Source organism: Cyclobacterium sp. SOCE241, from assembly GCF_056867545.1.
In genome coordinates, this window is the sequence record NZ_CP149779.1 from 5808771 (window position 1) to 5827171 (window position 18401).

16 protein-coding genes and 2 pseudogenes are annotated in these 18401 nt (G+C 38.4%); 5 read left to right on the forward strand and 13 right to left on the reverse strand.

Annotated elements, in window-relative coordinates; genetic code table 11:
- Window positions 1-34 precede the first annotated feature (34 nt).
- The 10 genes from WG932_RS29490 to WG932_RS29535 all read right to left on the reverse strand — a co-directional run bounded on the left by WG932_RS29490 (window position 35) and on the right by WG932_RS29535 (window position 11518).
- Window positions 35-3205 carry an efflux RND transporter permease subunit gene (locus WG932_RS29490; RefSeq protein ID WP_014021184.1) on the reverse strand — a complete coding sequence of 1057 codons (3171 nt, stop codon included), beginning with the start codon at window positions 3203-3205 and terminating at the stop codon, window positions 35-37.
- A gap of 19 nt (window positions 3206-3224) precedes the next feature.
- Window positions 3225-4448 carry an efflux RND transporter periplasmic adaptor subunit gene (locus tag WG932_RS29495; protein WP_014021185.1) on the reverse strand — a complete coding sequence of 408 codons (1224 nt, stop codon included), beginning with the start codon at window positions 4446-4448 and terminating at the stop codon, window positions 3225-3227.
- 164 nt (window positions 4449-4612) lie between these two features.
- Window positions 4613-4981, reverse strand: coding sequence for a hypothetical protein (locus tag WG932_RS29500; RefSeq protein WP_041934710.1), 369 nt, complete (start codon window positions 4979-4981; stop codon window positions 4613-4615).
- A gap of 562 nt (window positions 4982-5543) precedes the next feature.
- Entirely contained in the window at window positions 5544-6809 is a 1266-nt protein-coding gene (locus tag WG932_RS29505) for a solute:sodium symporter family transporter (RefSeq protein WP_483086273.1), read from the reverse strand.
- 70 nt (window positions 6810-6879) lie between these two features.
- Entirely contained in the window at window positions 6880-7725 is an 846-nt protein-coding gene (locus WG932_RS29510; RefSeq protein ID WP_483088745.1) for an inositol oxygenase family protein, read from the reverse strand.
- A gap of 479 nt (window positions 7726-8204) precedes the next feature.
- Window positions 8205-8453, reverse strand: a complete 249-nt coding sequence (locus WG932_RS29515; RefSeq protein ID WP_483086274.1) for a thiamine pyrophosphate-dependent enzyme — start codon at window positions 8451-8453, stop codon at window positions 8205-8207.
- Window positions 8450-9883, reverse strand: coding sequence for a 2-succinyl-5-enolpyruvyl-6-hydroxy-3-cyclohexene-1-carboxylic-acid synthase (gene menD / locus WG932_RS29520; RefSeq protein WP_483086275.1), 1434 nt, complete (start codon window positions 9881-9883; stop codon window positions 8450-8452). Before menD ends, WG932_RS29515 begins: the two co-directional genes overlap by 4 nt.
- A gap of 2 nt (window positions 9884-9885) precedes the next feature.
- Window positions 9886-10266: a chorismate-binding protein gene (locus WG932_RS29525; protein WP_483086276.1), complete on the reverse strand. Its 381-nt coding sequence runs from the start codon at window positions 10264-10266 to the stop codon at window positions 9886-9888.
- Window positions 10267-10298: 32 nt separating this feature from the next.
- A complete protein-coding gene (locus tag WG932_RS29530) occupies window positions 10299-11093 on the reverse strand; it encodes a chorismate-binding protein (protein WP_483086277.1) in 795 nt (264 codons plus the stop codon).
- Window positions 11094-11098: 5 nt separating this feature from the next.
- Window positions 11099-11518: a hotdog fold thioesterase gene (locus tag WG932_RS29535; RefSeq protein ID WP_014021190.1), complete on the reverse strand. Its 420-nt coding sequence runs from the start codon at window positions 11516-11518 to the stop codon at window positions 11099-11101.
- Window positions 11519-11571: 53 nt separating this feature from the next.
- On the opposite strand from WG932_RS29535, the gene WG932_RS29540 reads away from it, so the two are divergent.
- Window positions 11572-12195 (forward strand): histidine phosphatase family protein, encoded by a 624-nt coding sequence (locus WG932_RS29540; RefSeq protein ID WP_483086278.1) that lies wholly within the window; start codon window positions 11572-11574, stop codon window positions 12193-12195.
- On the opposite strand, the gene WG932_RS29545 is transcribed toward WG932_RS29540, so the two are convergent.
- The 3 genes and pseudogenes from WG932_RS29545 to WG932_RS29555 form a co-directional block, all read right to left on the reverse strand.
- The gene (locus tag WG932_RS29545) at window positions 12190-12600 is read right to left on the reverse strand and encodes a hypothetical protein (RefSeq protein WP_014021192.1); all 411 of its coding nucleotides are present in this window, start codon (window positions 12598-12600) and stop codon (window positions 12190-12192) included. The genes WG932_RS29540 and WG932_RS29545 overlap by 6 nt on opposite strands.
- Window positions 12601-12697: 97 nt before the next feature.
- Window positions 12698-13465: a zinc ribbon domain-containing protein gene (locus tag WG932_RS29550; protein ID WP_014021193.1), complete on the reverse strand. Its 768-nt coding sequence runs from the start codon at window positions 13463-13465 to the stop codon at window positions 12698-12700.
- 3 nt (window positions 13466-13468) lie between these two features.
- Window positions 13469-14565: pseudogene (locus WG932_RS29555) on the reverse strand (Nif3-like dinuclear metal center hexameric protein).
- A gap of 165 nt (window positions 14566-14730) precedes the next feature.
- Here WG932_RS29555 and lpxK point away from each other — a divergent pair.
- The 4 genes and pseudogenes from lpxK to WG932_RS29575 all read left to right on the forward strand — a co-directional run bounded on the left by lpxK (window position 14731) and on the right by WG932_RS29575 (window position 18235).
- Window positions 14731-15678 (forward strand): tetraacyldisaccharide 4'-kinase, encoded by a 948-nt coding sequence (lpxK, locus tag WG932_RS29560; RefSeq protein ID WP_483086279.1) that lies wholly within the window; start codon window positions 14731-14733, stop codon window positions 15676-15678.
- A 157-nt stretch (window positions 15679-15835) separates the two neighbouring features.
- Window positions 15836-16649 (forward strand): annotated as a pseudogene (locus tag WG932_RS29565) (putative porin).
- The gene (locus tag WG932_RS29570; protein ID WP_483088746.1) at window positions 16646-17614 is read left to right on the forward strand and encodes a putative porin; all 969 of its coding nucleotides are present in this window, start codon (window positions 16646-16648) and stop codon (window positions 17612-17614) included. The pseudogene WG932_RS29565 and the gene WG932_RS29570 overlap by 4 nt, the downstream one beginning before the upstream one ends.
- A gap of 9 nt (window positions 17615-17623) precedes the next feature.
- Complete coding sequence (locus WG932_RS29575; RefSeq protein ID WP_014021197.1) at window positions 17624-18235, forward strand: MiaE family protein; 612 nt, start codon at window positions 17624-17626, stop codon at window positions 18233-18235.
- Window positions 18236-18401: the final 166 nt, after the last annotated feature.

The following is an 18401-nucleotide window of genomic DNA, read 5'->3' on the forward strand; positions in this document are numbered from 1 at the left end:
GATGGCAGGAATAAATCCGGCCATCGCCACTTCCTTAGGATGTTTTAAGATCAGTAGAATTGATCACCTTTTCGGTAACAGGAGCTTTATCTGGCTTTTTGTTTAAATAAGCCGAAAGAGATTCAAAAGCCACATACAAACCCGGAATTAATATAATTCCTACAAAAGTACCAATGAACATACCACCTGCAGCTGCTGTACCAATGGTTCGGTTACCAATGGCTCCGGCTCCACTAGCCAATGCAAGAGGAATTAGACCACTAATAAAGGCAAAAGAGGTCATCAAGATTGGACGTAGTCTTTCTACTGCAGCATGTACTCCGGATTCCAAAATACCCATACCTTTTTCTCTGGATTGTACCGCAATCTCAATGATTAGGATGGCATTTTTACCCAACAAACCAATGAGCATTACCAATGATACCTGTGCATAGATATTGTTCTCCAATCCTGTAATTTGTAACAATAAAAAGGAGCCAAATATACCGGCAGGTAAGGATAAAATTACCGGCAGAGGAAGTAAATAGCTCTCATACTGGGCAGCAAGTAATAGGTATACAAAAACCAAACAAATGAGGAAGATATATACCGCTTGATTACCCGAAGCAATTTGTTCTCTGGTAATACCCGACCAATCAATATTGAAACCTCTAGGCAAAGTTGCTACTGCAGTTTCTTCTACTGCTCGAATGGCGTCCCCACTTGAATAACCCGGTGCGGCATCTCCATTGATCATGGCTGAAATAAACATATTGTACCTTGTCAGTTGCTCCGGGCCATATATTCTTTCCAAATTGACAAAGTTGGAATATGGAACCATTTCACCTTGATTGTTCTTGGTGTACATTTTCAAGAGTGACTCTGGGTTAGTCCTGAACTCAGGAGAGGCCTGAAGCATTACCTTATACATTTGTCCAAATTGAATGAAATTTGAACTGTAATAACTACCAATAAAACTCTGAAGGGTCTCCATTGACTCTCTAATGTCTACCCCAAGTTTTGCTGCCTTGTCATGATCTACCCTTAAAATATACTGAGGGAAGGATGGATCAAAGTTGGTAAATACCTCCTGAATCTCAGGCCGTGCCCTTACTTCGTTAAGGAAATCCTCTACTGTGGAGGCAGTAAATGCCAAATCCCCGCCGGTTCTGTCTTGCATCTGCAATTCAAAACCTGATGCATTACCAAATCCCGGAACAGGAGGAGGAGCGAAAAACTGTATGGCTGCTCCTGTTATGTGTGCGGTTCTTTCCTGGTATTTTTCAATAAGTGCATTTACATCTTCCTCACGGTCTTCCCAAGCCACAAGGTTGATCATCCCCATACCATAAGAAGCACCTGCTGTTTCTGTTAACAAACTGTAACCTGCAAGGGTAGATATGGTTTCTACCTCATCAAAAGGAAGAATAGAAGCTTGCACATCATCCATTATTTGCTGTGTTCTATCCATGGTAGAACCTGGAGGAGTGGTCACATTGACATAGATCATCCCCTGATCTTCATTTGGAATAAAACCTGAGGGTAAGATTTGAGTCATTCCATAAGTAAGGAAGAAAAACAGGATTAATAGCCCAAAAGTTATGGTTTTCCTTCCGGCAGTCTTACCAATTAACCCGGCATATTTGCCGGAGAAAGCATCGTATTTTTCATTGAATTTTACAAAGAACCTGCTGACAATGTTTTTCTTGCCTTCATGGTGAACGGGTTTAAGTAGAATACTACACAAGGCAGGAGACAAGGTAAGTGCGTTGATACCTGAAATCACAATGGCGATGGCCAGTGTCAAAGAAAACTGCCTATAGAAAATCCCTACGGGACCGGAAAGAAAACTTACCGGGACAAATACTGCTGACATTACCAATGTAATGGCGATAATGGCTCCACCAATTTCTTTCATGGCCGCAAATGTAGCATCTTGGGCATTGAGTCCATCTTGATGCATTTTCACGTGTACCGCTTCTACCACCACAATGGCATTATCTACCACAATACCAATTGCCAATACCATCGCGAATAGTGTAAGCATATTGATGGAAAAGCCAAATAGACTCATGAAAAAGAAAGTTCCAACAAGTGATACAGGTACTGCTATGGCAGGGATAAGTGTTGATCTCCAATCCTGTAAGAAGATAAAAACCACAAAGGACACCAACAAGAAGGCCTCTATTAGTGTTTTAACTACTTCAGATATGGAAGCATCCAAAAATCGTGATACATCATAAGAAATATTATAAGACATACCTGGAGGAAATGAAGATTCCTCTAGCTCAGCCATTTTATCTTTGATGTTTTGAATTACTTCCCTGGCATTGGAACCCGGTCTTTGCTTAATCATAATGGATGCAGAAGGTTGCCCATCTGTCATTGATACCATATTGTAATCTTCAGAATCAAACTCTACCTCAGCGACATCTCGTATTTTTAACAAAGATCCATCAGGAAGCGCTTTTAGTGTTATGTTTTCGTAATCCTCTTGACGATTGAATTTACCGGTATATTTTAATACATACTGTAAAGCCTGCGGATCTCTATCAGAGCTAATCCCTGATTTTCCCGGTGCTGCTTCTACGTTTTGGCTTTGTATGGCATCGCTTATATCTCGTGGGGTGAGGTTGTAAGCAACCATTCTGTCCGGATTTAACCAAATCCTCATGGCGTAATCTCTATTACCCATGATTTCAGCCCTACCTACACCGTCAATCCTCTTTAATTCCGAAAGGATGTTGATGTCTGCAAAATTATATACAAATTTCTCGTCCTGAGTAGTATCGGAAGTAATAAGGTTAAGGTAAAGCAACATAGAGTTAACTTCCTTCTCTGTCATTACACCCGCACGAATTACTTCCTCCGGGAGCTCATCTACTACTGTCGCTACTCTGTTTTGAACGTTTACAGCTGCTTGATCCGGATCTGTACCTACATTAAAGAATACGGTGATCACAGATACACCATCATTGGTGTTTACAGAAGACATATAAGTCATTCCCGGCACCCCATTGATGGCCCTTTCGAGTGGGGTGGTAACAGCTTTGGTTACCACCTCTGCATTTGCTCCACGATACTGGGAAGTTACGGTAACAGAGGGTGGAACAATTTCCGGGAACTGGGTCACTGGTAATCCCAGCAGGGCTAATAATCCTAGCAAAGTGATCAAAATTGAGATCACCGTCGAAAGGATAGGCCTTTTTATAAATAAATCAAACATGTGAAAATATTTTTAACCTTTATAGGCTGATGTCCAAGGATTTGTAAATTTCTTCTTCCCCAACAGGGTTTGTTTTGACGGTTACATCATCTTTCAATAATTGAATACCTTCTAAAACAACTTTGTCATTGGGATTGAAGTCTTGAGCGATGTAAAATAACCCATGTCTTCCCAATGGACGGAAACTACGAACATTGACTTTGTTTTCACTATCGACTAAGTATACATAATTGTACTCTTGGATCTCAAAAGTAGATTTCTGAGGAATTAGGTAAACGTCATTAAGCATACTCTTCATTTGTACTTTGCCACTAGCACCATGCTTGATCAATTGATCTGGGTTTGGAAACCTTACCCTTAAGGCGATAGAGCCTGTACCTTGTTCAAAATCTGCTTCCATGGTTTCTAGTTTTCCTTTGTAAGGATAAACCACTCCATCAGACATGATTAGAGAAATTTCCTCTTGTTCTTTTTGCAAAGTTTCTGTCACTTGCTGATTCATTTCTTCATTATCAGACTCCTTGTCTAACTCTCCTCGCATGAACTCAAGGTATTCATTTTCAGTAATTCTATAGTAAGCGAAAATTTCACTGATATCCGTGATGTTGGTCAATAAATCGCCACTTTTCACAAGACTACCTGTTTTATAAGGAATCCTATCGACAATCCCATCAAACGGTGCCTTTACAGTTGTATAGGACAAACCTACCTGAGCATTTTTAAGCATGGATTGTGCTTCCAAAATCGCAGATTGCGCCATTTCCTTTTTGGATTGGGCCAACTCTAACTCAGATTGGGAATAGATTTTTTTATCTACCAGCACTTTAAGCCTTTCCACTTCCAAGCTAGCAGATTTCTCTTCTGCTTTTGCTTGCATCAATTTGGCTTGAGCTGAATTTACCAATTCATTGTATTCGGCGGAGGACAACTGAAATAATGGTTGACCCTTTTTAACACTTTCTCCCTCATCCACATAAATGTTTTCTACAAAACCTTCCACCTTAGACCTAACCTCAACAAATTGGATGGCCTGAAGGTCGCAAACATAGGTTTGAGGCACTTCGATGCTTTTAGGAGATAATGTAAAGACCGGAACTTCCAATACTTCAGCATTCTTTTTGCCTTTTCCGTTTCCCTCACTACATGACACGGATGTGAAAGCAATCCCTGCCAAATAAAGCAATGTGATGATTGTTCGGTATTCCAAAAAGGAAGACCTGAACCATTGGTTTGTGTTTAACATTTCTTTTAAATAAAGTTAAAATTACAATAAATTGATACTATGATTTTTTGGTATATAGGCCTTAGAATATTTATGGCATATTTACCGGATTATTAAGGGGCGTTTTCTGACATTTTCCCCATATATTTTACTTATAAAACTAAAATATACAGTTGAACCTTAACTCAGGGGGCATTTTTACAAATCACCAAAGAGATGATTCGTTTAAGTTGCCTGAGTGAAGCTGATGTACAGATTCTTTTGGGATTATTCAATGAAGTTATTATCAGGCTTTTGAAATCAATTGCCTTCAAATAAAAAGTAGGTAATAAAGCGTTTTTTTGGGGAGAGTAATTGGTGAATGTTCTTGTCAAGGAAGTTGGGAAATCCAGATAATCATAATCCAACATTCCAATTTCGAATCCTGGCGAGGGGAAATTGTACATGGCCTTTTCTCCTTCTGCAACAGAAAGACTAATTAAAAAGATAGCCAATAAATTGGTCAATACCACTCTGGTTAAAAATGCCCCTATTTTATGTTTGCCAAATTTCACAGCACAAAAATAGAAAAAAAATATTGAATAGACTGACCGCTTACAAAAGCAAACTAGGCCTTAATACAATTAAAAACCATGTTTTAAGATTTATTAAACAATAATTTTAAATTTTCTAATGCCCAATAAAACCAGAATAAGTGTAGAAAAAACTTACATTCTGAGCACTGCTAATTGTAAATTTTTTCAGGTAAAATAACCTTTTTTTCCTCGCTTTCATTAGTTAGTCAAACTTACTAAAATACAAAATTGGTTTAGGTACCTAACCAGATGTAAATTAATAAAGTAATGACACAAAGCCCCAAAGACACAGGCTTAGCAAATTTCCACGGTTTCATTTCTAAAACCGGAGCCTTCCTGACAAAAGTGTTGGGTTTTCCGGGGAAATAATGGCTGACAGCAAACATGACCATAAGATTAATGATAAATTCAATTGCCCAAATGTGTATAAAGTGAATGCCTGAATCAAATATAAAAGTGGTAAGCAAATAAAATGACAAACCTGTAAACAAGCCTACCTTTGCTCCATTTGCAGTGATTTTTGGAATGAAAAATCCCGCAATTAAAATAGAAGCGATGGGAATAAAAAGATTCCGTTCAATTGCTGCATCAATTGGTAAAGTCCTTCCGGTGCATTTCCTACAAGTGGGGCAATTAAAATGGCAAATACCGCCAAAGTAAGTGAACTTAAACGCCCCACATAAACTAATTTTTTGTCACTTGATTCTTTGTCTATTAATTTTTTGTAGATGTCAAGACTAAAAATTGTTGCAGCAGAATTTAATACGCTGTTGAAGGTACTTAATATTGCCCCGAGCACAACTGCAGCGAAAAAACCAAGCAAGCCTAGCGGCATAACACGTGTCAATAAGACAGGATAAATAAAGTCCTGGTTGTCATAATACTGATCATTGTAATAGTAATAGGCGATTATACCGGGGATAACAATGATTAAAGGGATAAAGATTTTCATCATCCCTGTGAATAACAGTCCTTTTTGGGCTTCTGCCATATTCTTTGCTCCAAAGGCACGCTGAATGATGGTTTGATTCATCCCCCAAAAGTACAATTGATTGATCATAAGGCCCGTAAATATGGTGCTGAAAGGAAGGACTGAATCTTCTTTACCAATGACATTAAACTTCTCTGGCGCGTAGTCATATACTTTGGACATACCTGTTATAATATTGCCATCACCTATATCCCATAGTGCAAAAATTGGTACCAAAAGCCCACCGATTAATAGACCAATGGCATTGATGGAATCTGACAAAGCCACGGCTTTCAATCCACCAAAAATGGCATATATGGAACCTATTACCCCAATGGTTACCACCGTGATCCAAATTCCTTCAGATTGACTCACATTGAATACCTCTGAAACATTAAAAATACTTTCCAAATTAATGGCTCCTGTATACAATACTATAGGAAGTAAGGTCACTACAAAGGATACCATTAATAAAAATGCTACAATGGTTTTCGTGGTTCCATCATACCGTTGTTCAAGATATTGTGGAATGGTGGTTAAACCCATTTTAAGGTATATGGGTAGGAAGTACAAAGCCGCAATAACCAATGCTATGGCACTAGTAACCTCCCAGGCGATGATGATCATTCCATTTTTATAAGCAGATCCATTGAGTCCGATCAAGTGCTCCGTAGATATATTGGTCAATATCATGGAACCTGCAATTACTCCTCCTGTCAGAGATCTACCTCCCAAGAAATAGCCATCTCTTGAACTGATGTCATCCTTCCTTAATTTGTACCATGAAAAAATTGCAACAAATAATGTAAATCCTATAAAGGTTAAGGCAGTGAGCATAGTATAAAGTTAAATTGCTGCCCCAATTTTATGGGCAGCAATCAAGGTTGGGTTTATTAGCTGGGAATGTTTAAAATTTTAAGGTCGTGGGAAGGTATTTCGCTACCAAATCTTCATAATATGGCCGCAATGCTTTTGCATCAGGTGGGACAGGGACTTTAGAATACAAGTCGTAGGGATTAAATTTATCCACCCATTTAAACATTTCCCTATCATGATCATTCATCAAATGGTCGTAAGCATTTTCCCGGTGTTGGGCATAGAAAGAATGGTACCTTATCATGTATAAGGCCGGTTCCGGTAGTTGATCTTTCACCAATTGGTATAAATATTCATCGTGACCCCAAGACATGTTGACATTGTCAAGTCCGGTGTTTTTTTCGTACATCCCATACTTGGTATTGTATCGAACGTCTTTGCTGTCAGGGTTTGACTCAAAAAATTCGGGATAAACAATTTTGTCTGAATGTTGGCATCCTACTGGGAATGTGTCTCCAACAACTGCCCATTGCGGCTCTCCAAATAAGCAGAGTATTTTGCCGAAATCATGGATAAATCCTGTCAATACAAACCAATCAGGATGTCCGTCTGCTCTTATGGCTTCTGAGGTTTGTAGCAAGTGTTGAAGTTGGTCTAGACTAGTATCAGGGTCAGAATCATCCACCAAGGTGTTGAGGTAATCAATTGCCTCCCAAAATGACATTTCTTTTTTATCAAAAGTGAGGAACTCCTTTTGCTTTTCCTTTACAAAATCGACCGTTTGGTATTGATGATTGAGCCGATAAAATTCCTTGACGGTGTCCACTCTTTCGGAATCATGATAATTGCGGTAATCAGATTTTTCCTTGGTTTCTTCTGTCTTAGGCTTTGGATACCTGACCTTTAAATCAGCTTCCCAGTCTTCTATATTTTCCAGAGGAGTTTTTCTTTACTTGTAAATTCCTGTCCCATGAATTTGAGTTTTATTGTCAATCCTTAAATTTAGAAAAAACAAATGAATGTTTGTCCTAAATTTTATTCAAATTTAACTGGTATAGAGATTCTTCCGTAGCCACAGCAAGCGGCTTTCAATTATTTTCAGAAAATGAACCTTTGAAGTCCGGTTGAACCCGAAATTCATAATCTATTACGTGCTGAAATCACTACAAAATCAGCCATTTTGTTGCTATTTTCAATTTCACCATAGGACCATTAAGGTGAAATCTCCAAACAGCCTGATTTTCCTTTGATTACAATACTTCCCATAAACACGATATAGGCTTTACCCCCGACTATGTCTGGGCGGAGAAATCCTATTAAATAATCTTGGTTGAGTGGGTAACTATTCCTATAAAAAGTGGTTTGTTTAGATGTTTAAAAAAATAAACCTCAGATTTAGTGCAAAGAACTGGTTTATTACACCTTGAGTGTTTCTTTTATCATTTTTAGGGTATTGGTATTGGTTTCACTGTCACATTTTATCTCTAGTAGTTTTGGGTTTAGCGACTTGTCAAAAAAGGTTTGTAGCTCGGATAAAAGGTCACCCATGCCTGTTACCTCACGGTAGTGGAAATTAAACTCCTCAGCCAAAAATTTGCCATTTAGCTTTTGTTTGGTTTCAAAATATTCGTCCAATTCAGGCAATTTAGAGGGGCCATCGATCATTCGGAAGATCCCACCCCCTGATTATTAAATAGAATTATCCGGAGGTTGGGTAGATTGTATTGGTGCCAAAATGCGTTTCTGTCATAAAAGAATGCCATGTCTCCGGTGACCAATACCACCGGCTCCTTGGTGGTAAATGTACAACCTACAGCTGTGCTGTTTGATCCATCAATCCCGCTTGTCCCTCTATTACAAATAATCTCAAGATCATCTCCGCCTAGTCCTAAAAAGTTTACATTTCTCACGGCCATGCTATTGGCGATGTGAAGCTTTGCATAAGCCGGTAGAGCCTTTAGTATTTTCTCTAAAGCATTTAATTCCCCAAATGGTGCATGTTCAAGTAAACTTGGTAATTTGGTTTTGACAGTAGCGTTTTTTTTCAGCCATTCATTTTCAAAGTTTGTCTCCAATTTATTGGCTTCTTTTCTAAAGAAATCTAAAAATGTTTTTGGCTTCAGCCTGATAATTTGATTTAAATTTTGATAAGTATCAGGAACCTGACCATTTTGTTGTATGTGCCAGTGGGCTATTTTCTGTTGTCTTAAAAACAACTTCAATGCCTTTGAAACAATGGATTTGCCAAAGCTAATAATCAGCTCCGGAACCATTTTTTCTGTTTGATTTATCAATAATAGGTCGTGATGCTTAATTGTAGCCTCCTGAGACATATTGCTGATGGCATCTGTAATTACCACAGCTTGGTGATTTTCAGCAATAGACTTCAACAAATGCTTAATGTTACTATCAGGACGCTGTTGGCCTGGAATAATCAATACCTTTTGGTATTTCTTTATTTCTGTTTTTAATTGGACAACACTTTCTTCTCTAAAGGTGGAAGTGGGGAGGTGGAGGTCCAAATCAGGTTCAAGATCCGTAAGATCAAAGGGGTATTGTTCATTGGCTTGTGGGTAAAAAGGTTCTCTCAATGGTATATTGATGTGCACCGGTCCCATTGGGAAATCTTCCGACTGAATAAGGGCTTCTTTAATTATCCTTTTGGCATGCCATAATTTATCCGGATGAGATACCTCATCAGGGAAGGTGTAGCTGTTTTTAATATGGTGTCCATAAATATTTTCTTGCCGAATGGTTTGGCCATCCCATTGTTCAATCCATTCAGCAGGTCTATCTGCAGTCAGCACCAATAAGGGGATTTGCTGGTAATAAGCTTCAGCTATAGCAGGGCCATAATTCAATGCCGCTGAGCCACTGGTGCAGATCAAAACTACAGGTTTGTTTTTCTGTTGAGCCATGCCCATTGCAATAAATGCGGCAGAACGCTCATCAGGAATGATTCGGCAATGGATATCGGGATGTCTAATAAAAGCCAGTGAAACCGGAGCACAACGTGAACCCGGAGAGAGGATCGCCTCGGTGACACCCTTATTGGCGCAGATGGAAGCTAAGTAGGTAAGGTGGGGAAGTATCACAATTACTTTTTTGTTTGTAAAAACTGGCCTATAATATTACATTTCATTTCTGTCTCTTCCCATTCTTTTTCCGGTACAGAGTCTTCGGTAATACCCGCTCCGGCATATAGCCAGATTTTTTTATTGGCCAACATGGCGCATCTGAGGTTGACGTACAGTGTGGTTTCTTCATCCATATTTACAGGTCCGATAAATCCGGAGAAATAGGCCCGATCAAAGGATTCTTCCGATTGTAAAAACTCAAGTGCTTGGTCTTTCGGCATGCCACAAATTGCTGAAGTAGGGTGCAACAAGTCTAGCATCACACTTCCTAGTTGCGGGAAGTTAGTAGCGCTCATGTCTACCCAAAATTCGGATTTGAGATGCAAAAGCCCTCCTGCCACAGTAGTTTTTGGGCCGATTTCCTTGTATTCCCTTAATCGGATCTTTTAAAGCAGTCAACGATGTACCGACTAACCAATGCCTGTTCTTCTATTTCCTTTTGAGTCCATGCTGCATTTTTCAAAGGGTTTTCTCCTTTTGCTATCTGAGTACCCGCCAAAGCCATGGTAAAGAATTCATCACCTTTGGTTCTAATCAAAGTTTCCGGGCTTGCCCCGATATAAAAACCCGTGTTTTCACTATAAAAACAATTGATAAAAGCATTTGGGTAAGCTTCGCAAAGAGTAAGAAATACTGAAGCCAAGTCGAAATTTTCGGGGAGGTCAATGCATTTGGTTTTTGCCGGTACTACTTTATACAGATCCCCGGACTTAATGGCAGCAATGGCTTTTTCTACTGTTGTTAAAAATGCCTCCTTGGATGTGGTTGAGGTGTTTGATTTACTTTTTGCCGTGCTGATAAAATTTCTTATTTCTGTAGCAAGTACTGTAGTAGCTGTGTTTTCAAATTCAGAAAAATCTTCACTTTGTTCGTCATCCTGATGATTTCCTTTAAGATCAATGTAACTATAATTTCCTGCTTTAATATAAATAGGGGAATGCACCGCTGAGGCTTGAAAGGGATGGGCCATAAATCCAGGAGGGAGGTCATCCAATTCTTTCAGGCTTTCTCCGTTTGCATGAAGGTCTTCATCTATGATGATCTCTATTTTTGATGCCTTTGGTTTTCTCCAAACCGCAATCGCGGCATTCTTTCTTATAGCTTTAACAAAAAGGGAAGAAATAAGATGTTCCTTTGAGTTGCTAGTTTTAGTATTGGTGATTTCCATAAAGTTTACTTCTGTAATATAGCCATGGTAATTCGGCTAATGCAGGAGAGCTTCCCTTTGTTATCAGTAATTTTAATTTCCCAAACTTGGGTTTTTCTCCCAATATGCAGAGGTGTAGCCCTACCCAGTACCTTTCCTTCCTTCACCGCCCTCAGGTGGTTGGCATTTATTTCTAAGCCTACAGCATAGTGGGTATCCAGGTTTAAGGTAAGTATGGCTGCAATTGAACCTAAGGTTTCAGCCAATACTACATTTGCTCCACCATGTAACAAACCCATGGGTTGTTTGGTTTTATTATTTACAGGCATTTCTGCTTCGAGGAAATCATCACCAATTTTTGTAAAATTGATTTCCAGAAAGCCGGGCATATTGTCTTTTCCCATTTGATTTATAAAATCAAGGTCGGGTTTTTTACTAAATACCATGTTATGTGGGATAAAATTTTTTTCTTTGAACCTTGAACCAAAATTAAGGAATCTTGAGCACTAAAAAAATATATGTAGTAAGGCATGGGCAAACGGATTACAACCTAAAGGGAGTTGTCCAAGGAAGTGGCATTGATGCGCCGATTAATGCCACCGGTAAAAAACAAGCTGCTGCATTTTATGAGAACTTTAAAAATGTACCTTTTGACCATATTTATCATTCAGGCCTCATTCGAACAAAGCAATCTATTGCCCAGTTTTTAAAGCCGGATAATTACCAAGAACAGCTGGTGGATTTAAATGAAATTTCCTGGGGAAATTACGAAGGTTTACCAATGGACCATGAAGAGAACCAGTACTATGTGAATATGCTTCAAAGATGGTCTACTGGCGAGTTGGATTTTAAAATTGAAGGAGGTGAATCGCCGAGGCAAGTGGCCATAAGGCTAAAACGTGCTTTTGATTATATCCTCACTACAGGGGGAGAGAATATTCTTGTTTGTATGCATGGCAGAGCCATAAGGATATTAATGACCGTAGTGTTGGGGTATGAATTAAGGTATATGGATGTATTCAAGCATGAAAATCTCTGTTGTTATTTGTTGGAAGAAAAAGAAGACGGAAAGATATACTTGGACAGCTACCATCCTTCACCATTAACGATGAAAGAATTATAAGTCAAGCTTTATGAGGGGGCTATTGACTTCTTCTTGATTTTCTTTGGTCTCACTAAGCAGTGATTTAAAGTTTTTCTGACTTGCATCCATGTCAATGATCCTAAAAGCGATTTGTTCCAAAGGCAATTCTTTGTTGTCGGAAACTTTTACAATAGATCGCCCCATATCGCAGACCGTCCAGTCAGTAAAAGGAACAGTGACAATTAGTGCAGTCTCAGAATTGCCGGTGTAAAGTTTGGTTTCAAAAGTGCTGGAAATATTCAATTCCATGAGCCCTAAACTTGCTTGGTGGTGTGCAAGTTCAGTCTTATCAAAAATTATCAAAAAGGTTTTGTCGTTTCTTTCTTTTCCAAAAGAAAGAAACCCGATCATACTTGCCAGAAAAAATAAAAATACCTTTTTCATAGATTCGTAATATATATAATATAGATATACGAATCAATAGTGAAAATGGATTAAGTCAAAAAAAATCCGGAATTTTAATTTCCGGATTTTTACTATTTTATTTTTTGCTTCTTTTTCTTTTTGGTTTTGGCTCTTCGACGATTTCGTCTTCAACCCCAGCAAGAATTCTACCGCAATGTTCACAAACTATTATTTTTTTCCTTTCCCTGATCTCAGCTTGTCTTTGAGGGGGAACAATATTGAAACAACCGCCACAAGCACCACGCTTAACCAATACTACGGCCAAACCATTCTTGGCATTGATTCTAATTTTGTCGTAAGATTTAATCAACCGCTCCTCTACCTTTTTGGCAGCTTTCTCCCTTTCATTCCTAAGCTTTTTCTCTTCGTTTTCGCTTTCAGAGACAATGGTGTCCAATTCCCCTTTCTTTTGATCAAGGTCTTTTTGCCTGTCTTTTAAGATTTCATTCAGGTCTGCGATATCTTTTTCTTTATTCTCAATCCTTACTTGAGTCTCGGTTATTTTCTTTTTGGATACTTGGATTTCTAGATCCTGCAATTCCAATTCTTTGGTAATTGCATCATACTCCCTGTTGTTCCGAACATTCATTTGCTGATCTTGGTATTTTTTGATCAGTTTTTCGGAATCTTTTATGGCATCTTTATACTTCTTGATCTCATCCTCCATTGAGGATATGTCAGCATTAAATTTGCTTAAACGGGTTTCGTATCCTATTATTTCATCCTCTAAATCCTGGACTTCCTCAGGAAGAGCTCCCCTCACCTTAAAAATTGCATCAAGACGGGAATCGATATTTTGTAAGTTGAGAATTGCTTCTAATTTCTGTGCGACTGGACTTTCCATGTACTATAGGTAACTTATAGGATTTGTAATTACATTTGTCAAATAGGTTGCAATATTACTAAATTTTCGTGACAATATATCTTTTAAAAGTTCTTTTGTATAAATTTCGCTTTCATAATGTCCTATGTCTGTCAATAGGATACTGTTTTCTGCATCAAAGAACTCATGATACTTTATGTCTGAAGTGACAAAAACATCTGCTCCGGATTTTTTAGCATGATTCAATAGAAATACCCCTGCACCCCCGCAAATGGCTATTTTCTCTACTTTTCGGTTCAGTATTTTAGTGTGTTTAAGCACCTTTAAGTTCATTGAGGACTTAAGGTAAAGTAAAAATCTTCTCCTTCCATTGGTTCTGGTAAACTTCCAATCATTCCTGAGCCTACATCCTGATTTTTATTTTCAAGCACCTGAAGGTAATAGGCGACTTCTTCATAAGGGTGGGCCTTTTTTAATGTTTGGATAATTTTATATTCCAGATGACTTGGGAAAATTAATTCAACACGTGTCTCTTCAACAAAAGCGAGCTTTCCTTTTTCGCCAATGGTTGGTTCTGCTTCTTCTTTAGGAAGAAAACTTCCGGTACCCTCTGATTTAAAACTACAATTGGAGTAATTTCCAATATTCCCTGCACCTGCTTCAAATAATTCTTTTAGTACATCTTCTTCCTCTCCTTTAGGAATAAAGGTGGTTAATTTGGAAACAATACCCTTTTTAGGGGCGAGAATTTGAGGGTTTAACAATCCTATTTTTTCAGCTATCTTGCGATTGACTCCTGGTTTACTGCATCAAGATTGGTATGGATTGCGTAAATAGCAATGTCATTCTTGATAGCAGCTATTACTGTACGTTCAATATAGTTTTTACCTGTCAATTGCTTCAATCCGCCGAAAATAATGGGATGGTGTGCAACAATTAGATTGCATTTTTTCAATGGCTTCCTGAACCACCTCTTCCGTCACATCTAGTGAACAAATAATGCCTTTTACTTCTGCCTGAGCATTACCAACGATTAATCCTGCATTGTCATAACTTTCCTGATAGGCTGTTGGTGCTAGGTTTTCCAGATAAGTTATGATATCCTTAATCAAATAAACCATATATTTGCTTTCGTTTTATTCTCAAAACTACAAAAAAAACACAATGCGTTTTGTTGATTTTTTACTGTTTCCTTTTGCTTTAATCTATGATGGAGTCACTGCATTGAGAAACAGGATGTTTGACGTGGGTCTTAAAAAAGTCAACCATTCGAGGTGCCAACAGTTGTGGTAGGGAACTTAGCCGTAGGAGGTACAGGTAAAACGCCTTTCGTTGAGTTTTTGCTCAATAGGCTTTCGAGTAAATTTAATTTGAGCGTTTTGAGTAGGGGCTACGGAAGGAAAACCCATGGCTATAGATTGGCCACAGAGACTAGTTCTCCCGCAGACATTGGTGATGAACCATTTCAGATTTATTCAAAATATAAGAACAAGGTTTGCGTTGCTGTAGGGGAAGAGAGAATCTTGGCTATCCCTATGATCCTTGCGGAAAATCCGGATGTGGAGGCCATTGTTCTTGATGATGCCTTCCAGCACAGATACCTTGCAGCAGATCTAAATATATTATTGACTACTTATCAAAAACCCTTTTTCTCAGACTACCTTTTGCCGATGGGAAGATTGAGGGAGGGAAGAAAGAATGTTAATAGGGCGGATATAATAGTGTTTACTAAATGTCCACAAAATTTATCAGAAAAAGATAAAAGCATTTACAAAGAAAAAACCGCTGCCTATCTTAATTCGGCAAAACCGATTTACTTTGCAGGGCTAAAATATGGAGCACCTTATGCATTAGGTAAAGGAGATTTCTCATTGGGTGACAATATTATTTTGGTAACAGGTATAGTAGATCCTGAACCTATTCGTTTAGCATTAGAAAATAAAGGTAAAAGAGTACTGGAAATATTGGCTTTTCCTGATCATTATGCCTATAAAGCGCAGGATATGGAAAAGATTAAAGGAATTTATAAGATTCATTCTGCAAAAAACGTAACCATTTTGACTACAGAAAAAGATGCAGTAAAATTGAAGGACAATAGATTGCTAGAATTGATACCGGATATTCCGGTTTTTGTCTTACCTGTGGAAGTAGAAATGACACGAAATGAAGAAGAACAACTTTTGAATAGGGTTGAAAGCTTGATTATAAATAAAAATGCTGAAAGTGAAATTTAATCTGAGACTCTTCTTCGCACTTTTAGGGATAACTTTTTTGTTATCTTCTCCGATATGGGCTCAGCAACAACGGCCCAATGCACCGCTTACGGAAGAAGAAAAGAATGAGAAGAGTGAAAACGCCATGAGGTCCGGATTACTTGATGATTCGACTAAAATGGTATATGGGCCTAAAACTTCTCTATATTTTTATGAGAAATTTGTCAAAAACAATAAATTCAAGAAACTTGAGCTGGATACCTCTCTTACAGGGTTTCACAACTATGAACCGGTGGCCAATACCTGGTACAAGTACCAAGATCTGGGCAATTTAGGGACTGCTGCAAGACCCATTTTCTATGATGTACCGGTTCAGATAGGTAGAACCTCAGGTTTTCATGCTTATGATTTATACCATAATTCGCCCGATAGTATTAAATATTATGATACCAAATCTCCACATACAAAGATCGAAGCCTTTTTTGGAGGAGGGAATCGCAATAAATTGGATGTGGAATTTACAAGGAACATCAAACCCAACTGGAATGTTGGTATTGCTTATCATACCATAAGGGCTACAAAAACCCTCAACCCTACCACTAGGGATGACCACAATGTTGTCAATGATTCTTACGAAATCTTTACCAATTACAAATCTGAAAATGGTAAGTATTTTTTGCTGGCCAATATCACCAGGATGAAGCACAAGGTCGATGAACAGGGGGATTATCCCTCCTGATGTTGACACCACCTCTTTGTATTTCACCTATGAAGATGCCAAGGTTTGGCTGAGTAATTCGCAAGCCGTTGACCTCAGGCAGAATTACCACCTTTACCATGAATACGAGATATTAAAAGGTTGGCAGGCTTATCATGTTTTTGATAAAGCAAAGCAGGCGGTTACGTTTGTTGCTGATTTAGAAACTTCTGATGCTGATTTTTTAATGAAAATCGGTTTAATTCTGATAATGAAGACCATCCTTACAGCATAGAAGAAACGACTAACAATCACAGTCATTTTTCTGAATGGAAAAATGAATTTGGTTTTAAAGGTGACTTCGGCCCTGTTTACTACAACGCATTTCTAAAGTTTAGGACCGGACGAATGGCAAGTCGATTTTTTACTTCCAATAACTCCTTTAATGAGTTGTCTCTCGGGGGAGCATTGAGGGGAGAAATTAATGAAAACTGGGTTTTTGAAGCTGAGGGAGAATACCTAATCCCTGATGGATATAGAGTGAAGGGTTTGTTCAAATCTCCCTTTTTGGATGTTAGTTATACCAAGGCTCTATACAAACCTAATATGATGCAACAACAGTACAGTGGCAATCATTACAAATGGGACAATGATTTTGAAAGTACCGGTGTAGATCAAATCAAAGGAACCCTGAAAGGAAATTTTAAAAACTATAAGATTAGGCCTAATATCACCATCAATAGGGTTAACAATTACATTTTTTATAACCAAGAGATGGTACCGGAGCAGATTTCTGAAGAAGCATTTATGGTAATTCCCGGATTGGAGACTCATTTGGTCTTTGCAGGAAAATTTCACTGGCAATCGGAGGCCTATTATACCTTAATTACCGGAGGAGCTGCGGACAAATTCCGTATTCCGGAATTGTTTGTCAACACCAGGATATTCTTTGACGGGCCTTTATTCGATGACCACGTGTATGTTCAACTTGGAGTAGAAGGTCGGTACAGAAGCGACAATTATGCGCCCGCTTATATGCCGGCAACCCAGCAATTTTACTTGCAGGATAATTTTAATGTCTATGCTTACCCGGTGGCTGATGCCTTTTTAAATTTCCGGATTAATAGAACAAGGGTTTTGTTTAGGTACAACCATTTGAATGCCGGACAAATGTCAAATGAGGGCTATTTTGTCACCCCGGATTTTACCGGGTTAAAGGGGACCTTAGACCTCGGAATAAGTTGGTATTTCTTTGATTAATTTGCAAATATGGCTTGGCAAGAATCGACAAAAAATAAAATGTTAAGGTTGGAGTTGCCCACCGACCCAAGGTGGGTAGATATAGCAAGCATTAGTTTGGAAGCAATTCTAGTGGATCATGCTTATTGTGAACAAAAAGCAGCTTCTTCTTGCATTTCCCTGATCATTAAATTTCCTGAATTCGATGAAATGGTTGATGTGCTCACCCCGGTGGTAGCAGAGGAATGGCAACATTTCGAATCGGTAATGCAGCAAATAAGAAAGCGTGGATTCAAGTTTGGTTTTCCCAGAAAGGATAATTATGTTGCTCAACTTCAGTCTTTTGTTCGCAAGGGAGGGAGCCGCAAAGACCAAGTGTCAGAGTTACTACTGATGAATGCACTTATAGAAGCCAGATCTTGTGAGCGTTTTAAGCTTTTATCTAAAAACCTTGAAGATAAGGAATTGTCTGTTTTTTATCATGAGCTGATGATATCCGAAGCAGGGCATTATGTGAATTTTATTCAACTGGCGAAAAAGTATCAGGACCCAGAAAAGGTGGAAAATCGCTGGCAGGAGTGGTTAAATCATGAAAAGAATGTAATGAAAGACCTGGAGATAAGAGGAGACCGCATGCACTAAAGATCATTTGTCAATCAGATTGTAATAAGCAATGTATTGACTATAAAGGTTTGTGCTAATGTATGTTAGTAAGTTCACGAAATGGTCAGAGAATTTCTAAAGAAGATGAATGCTAGCCTTCTTGAAAACAATTAAAAACCTTTGATTTCTTTTTAAAAAAGGCTAT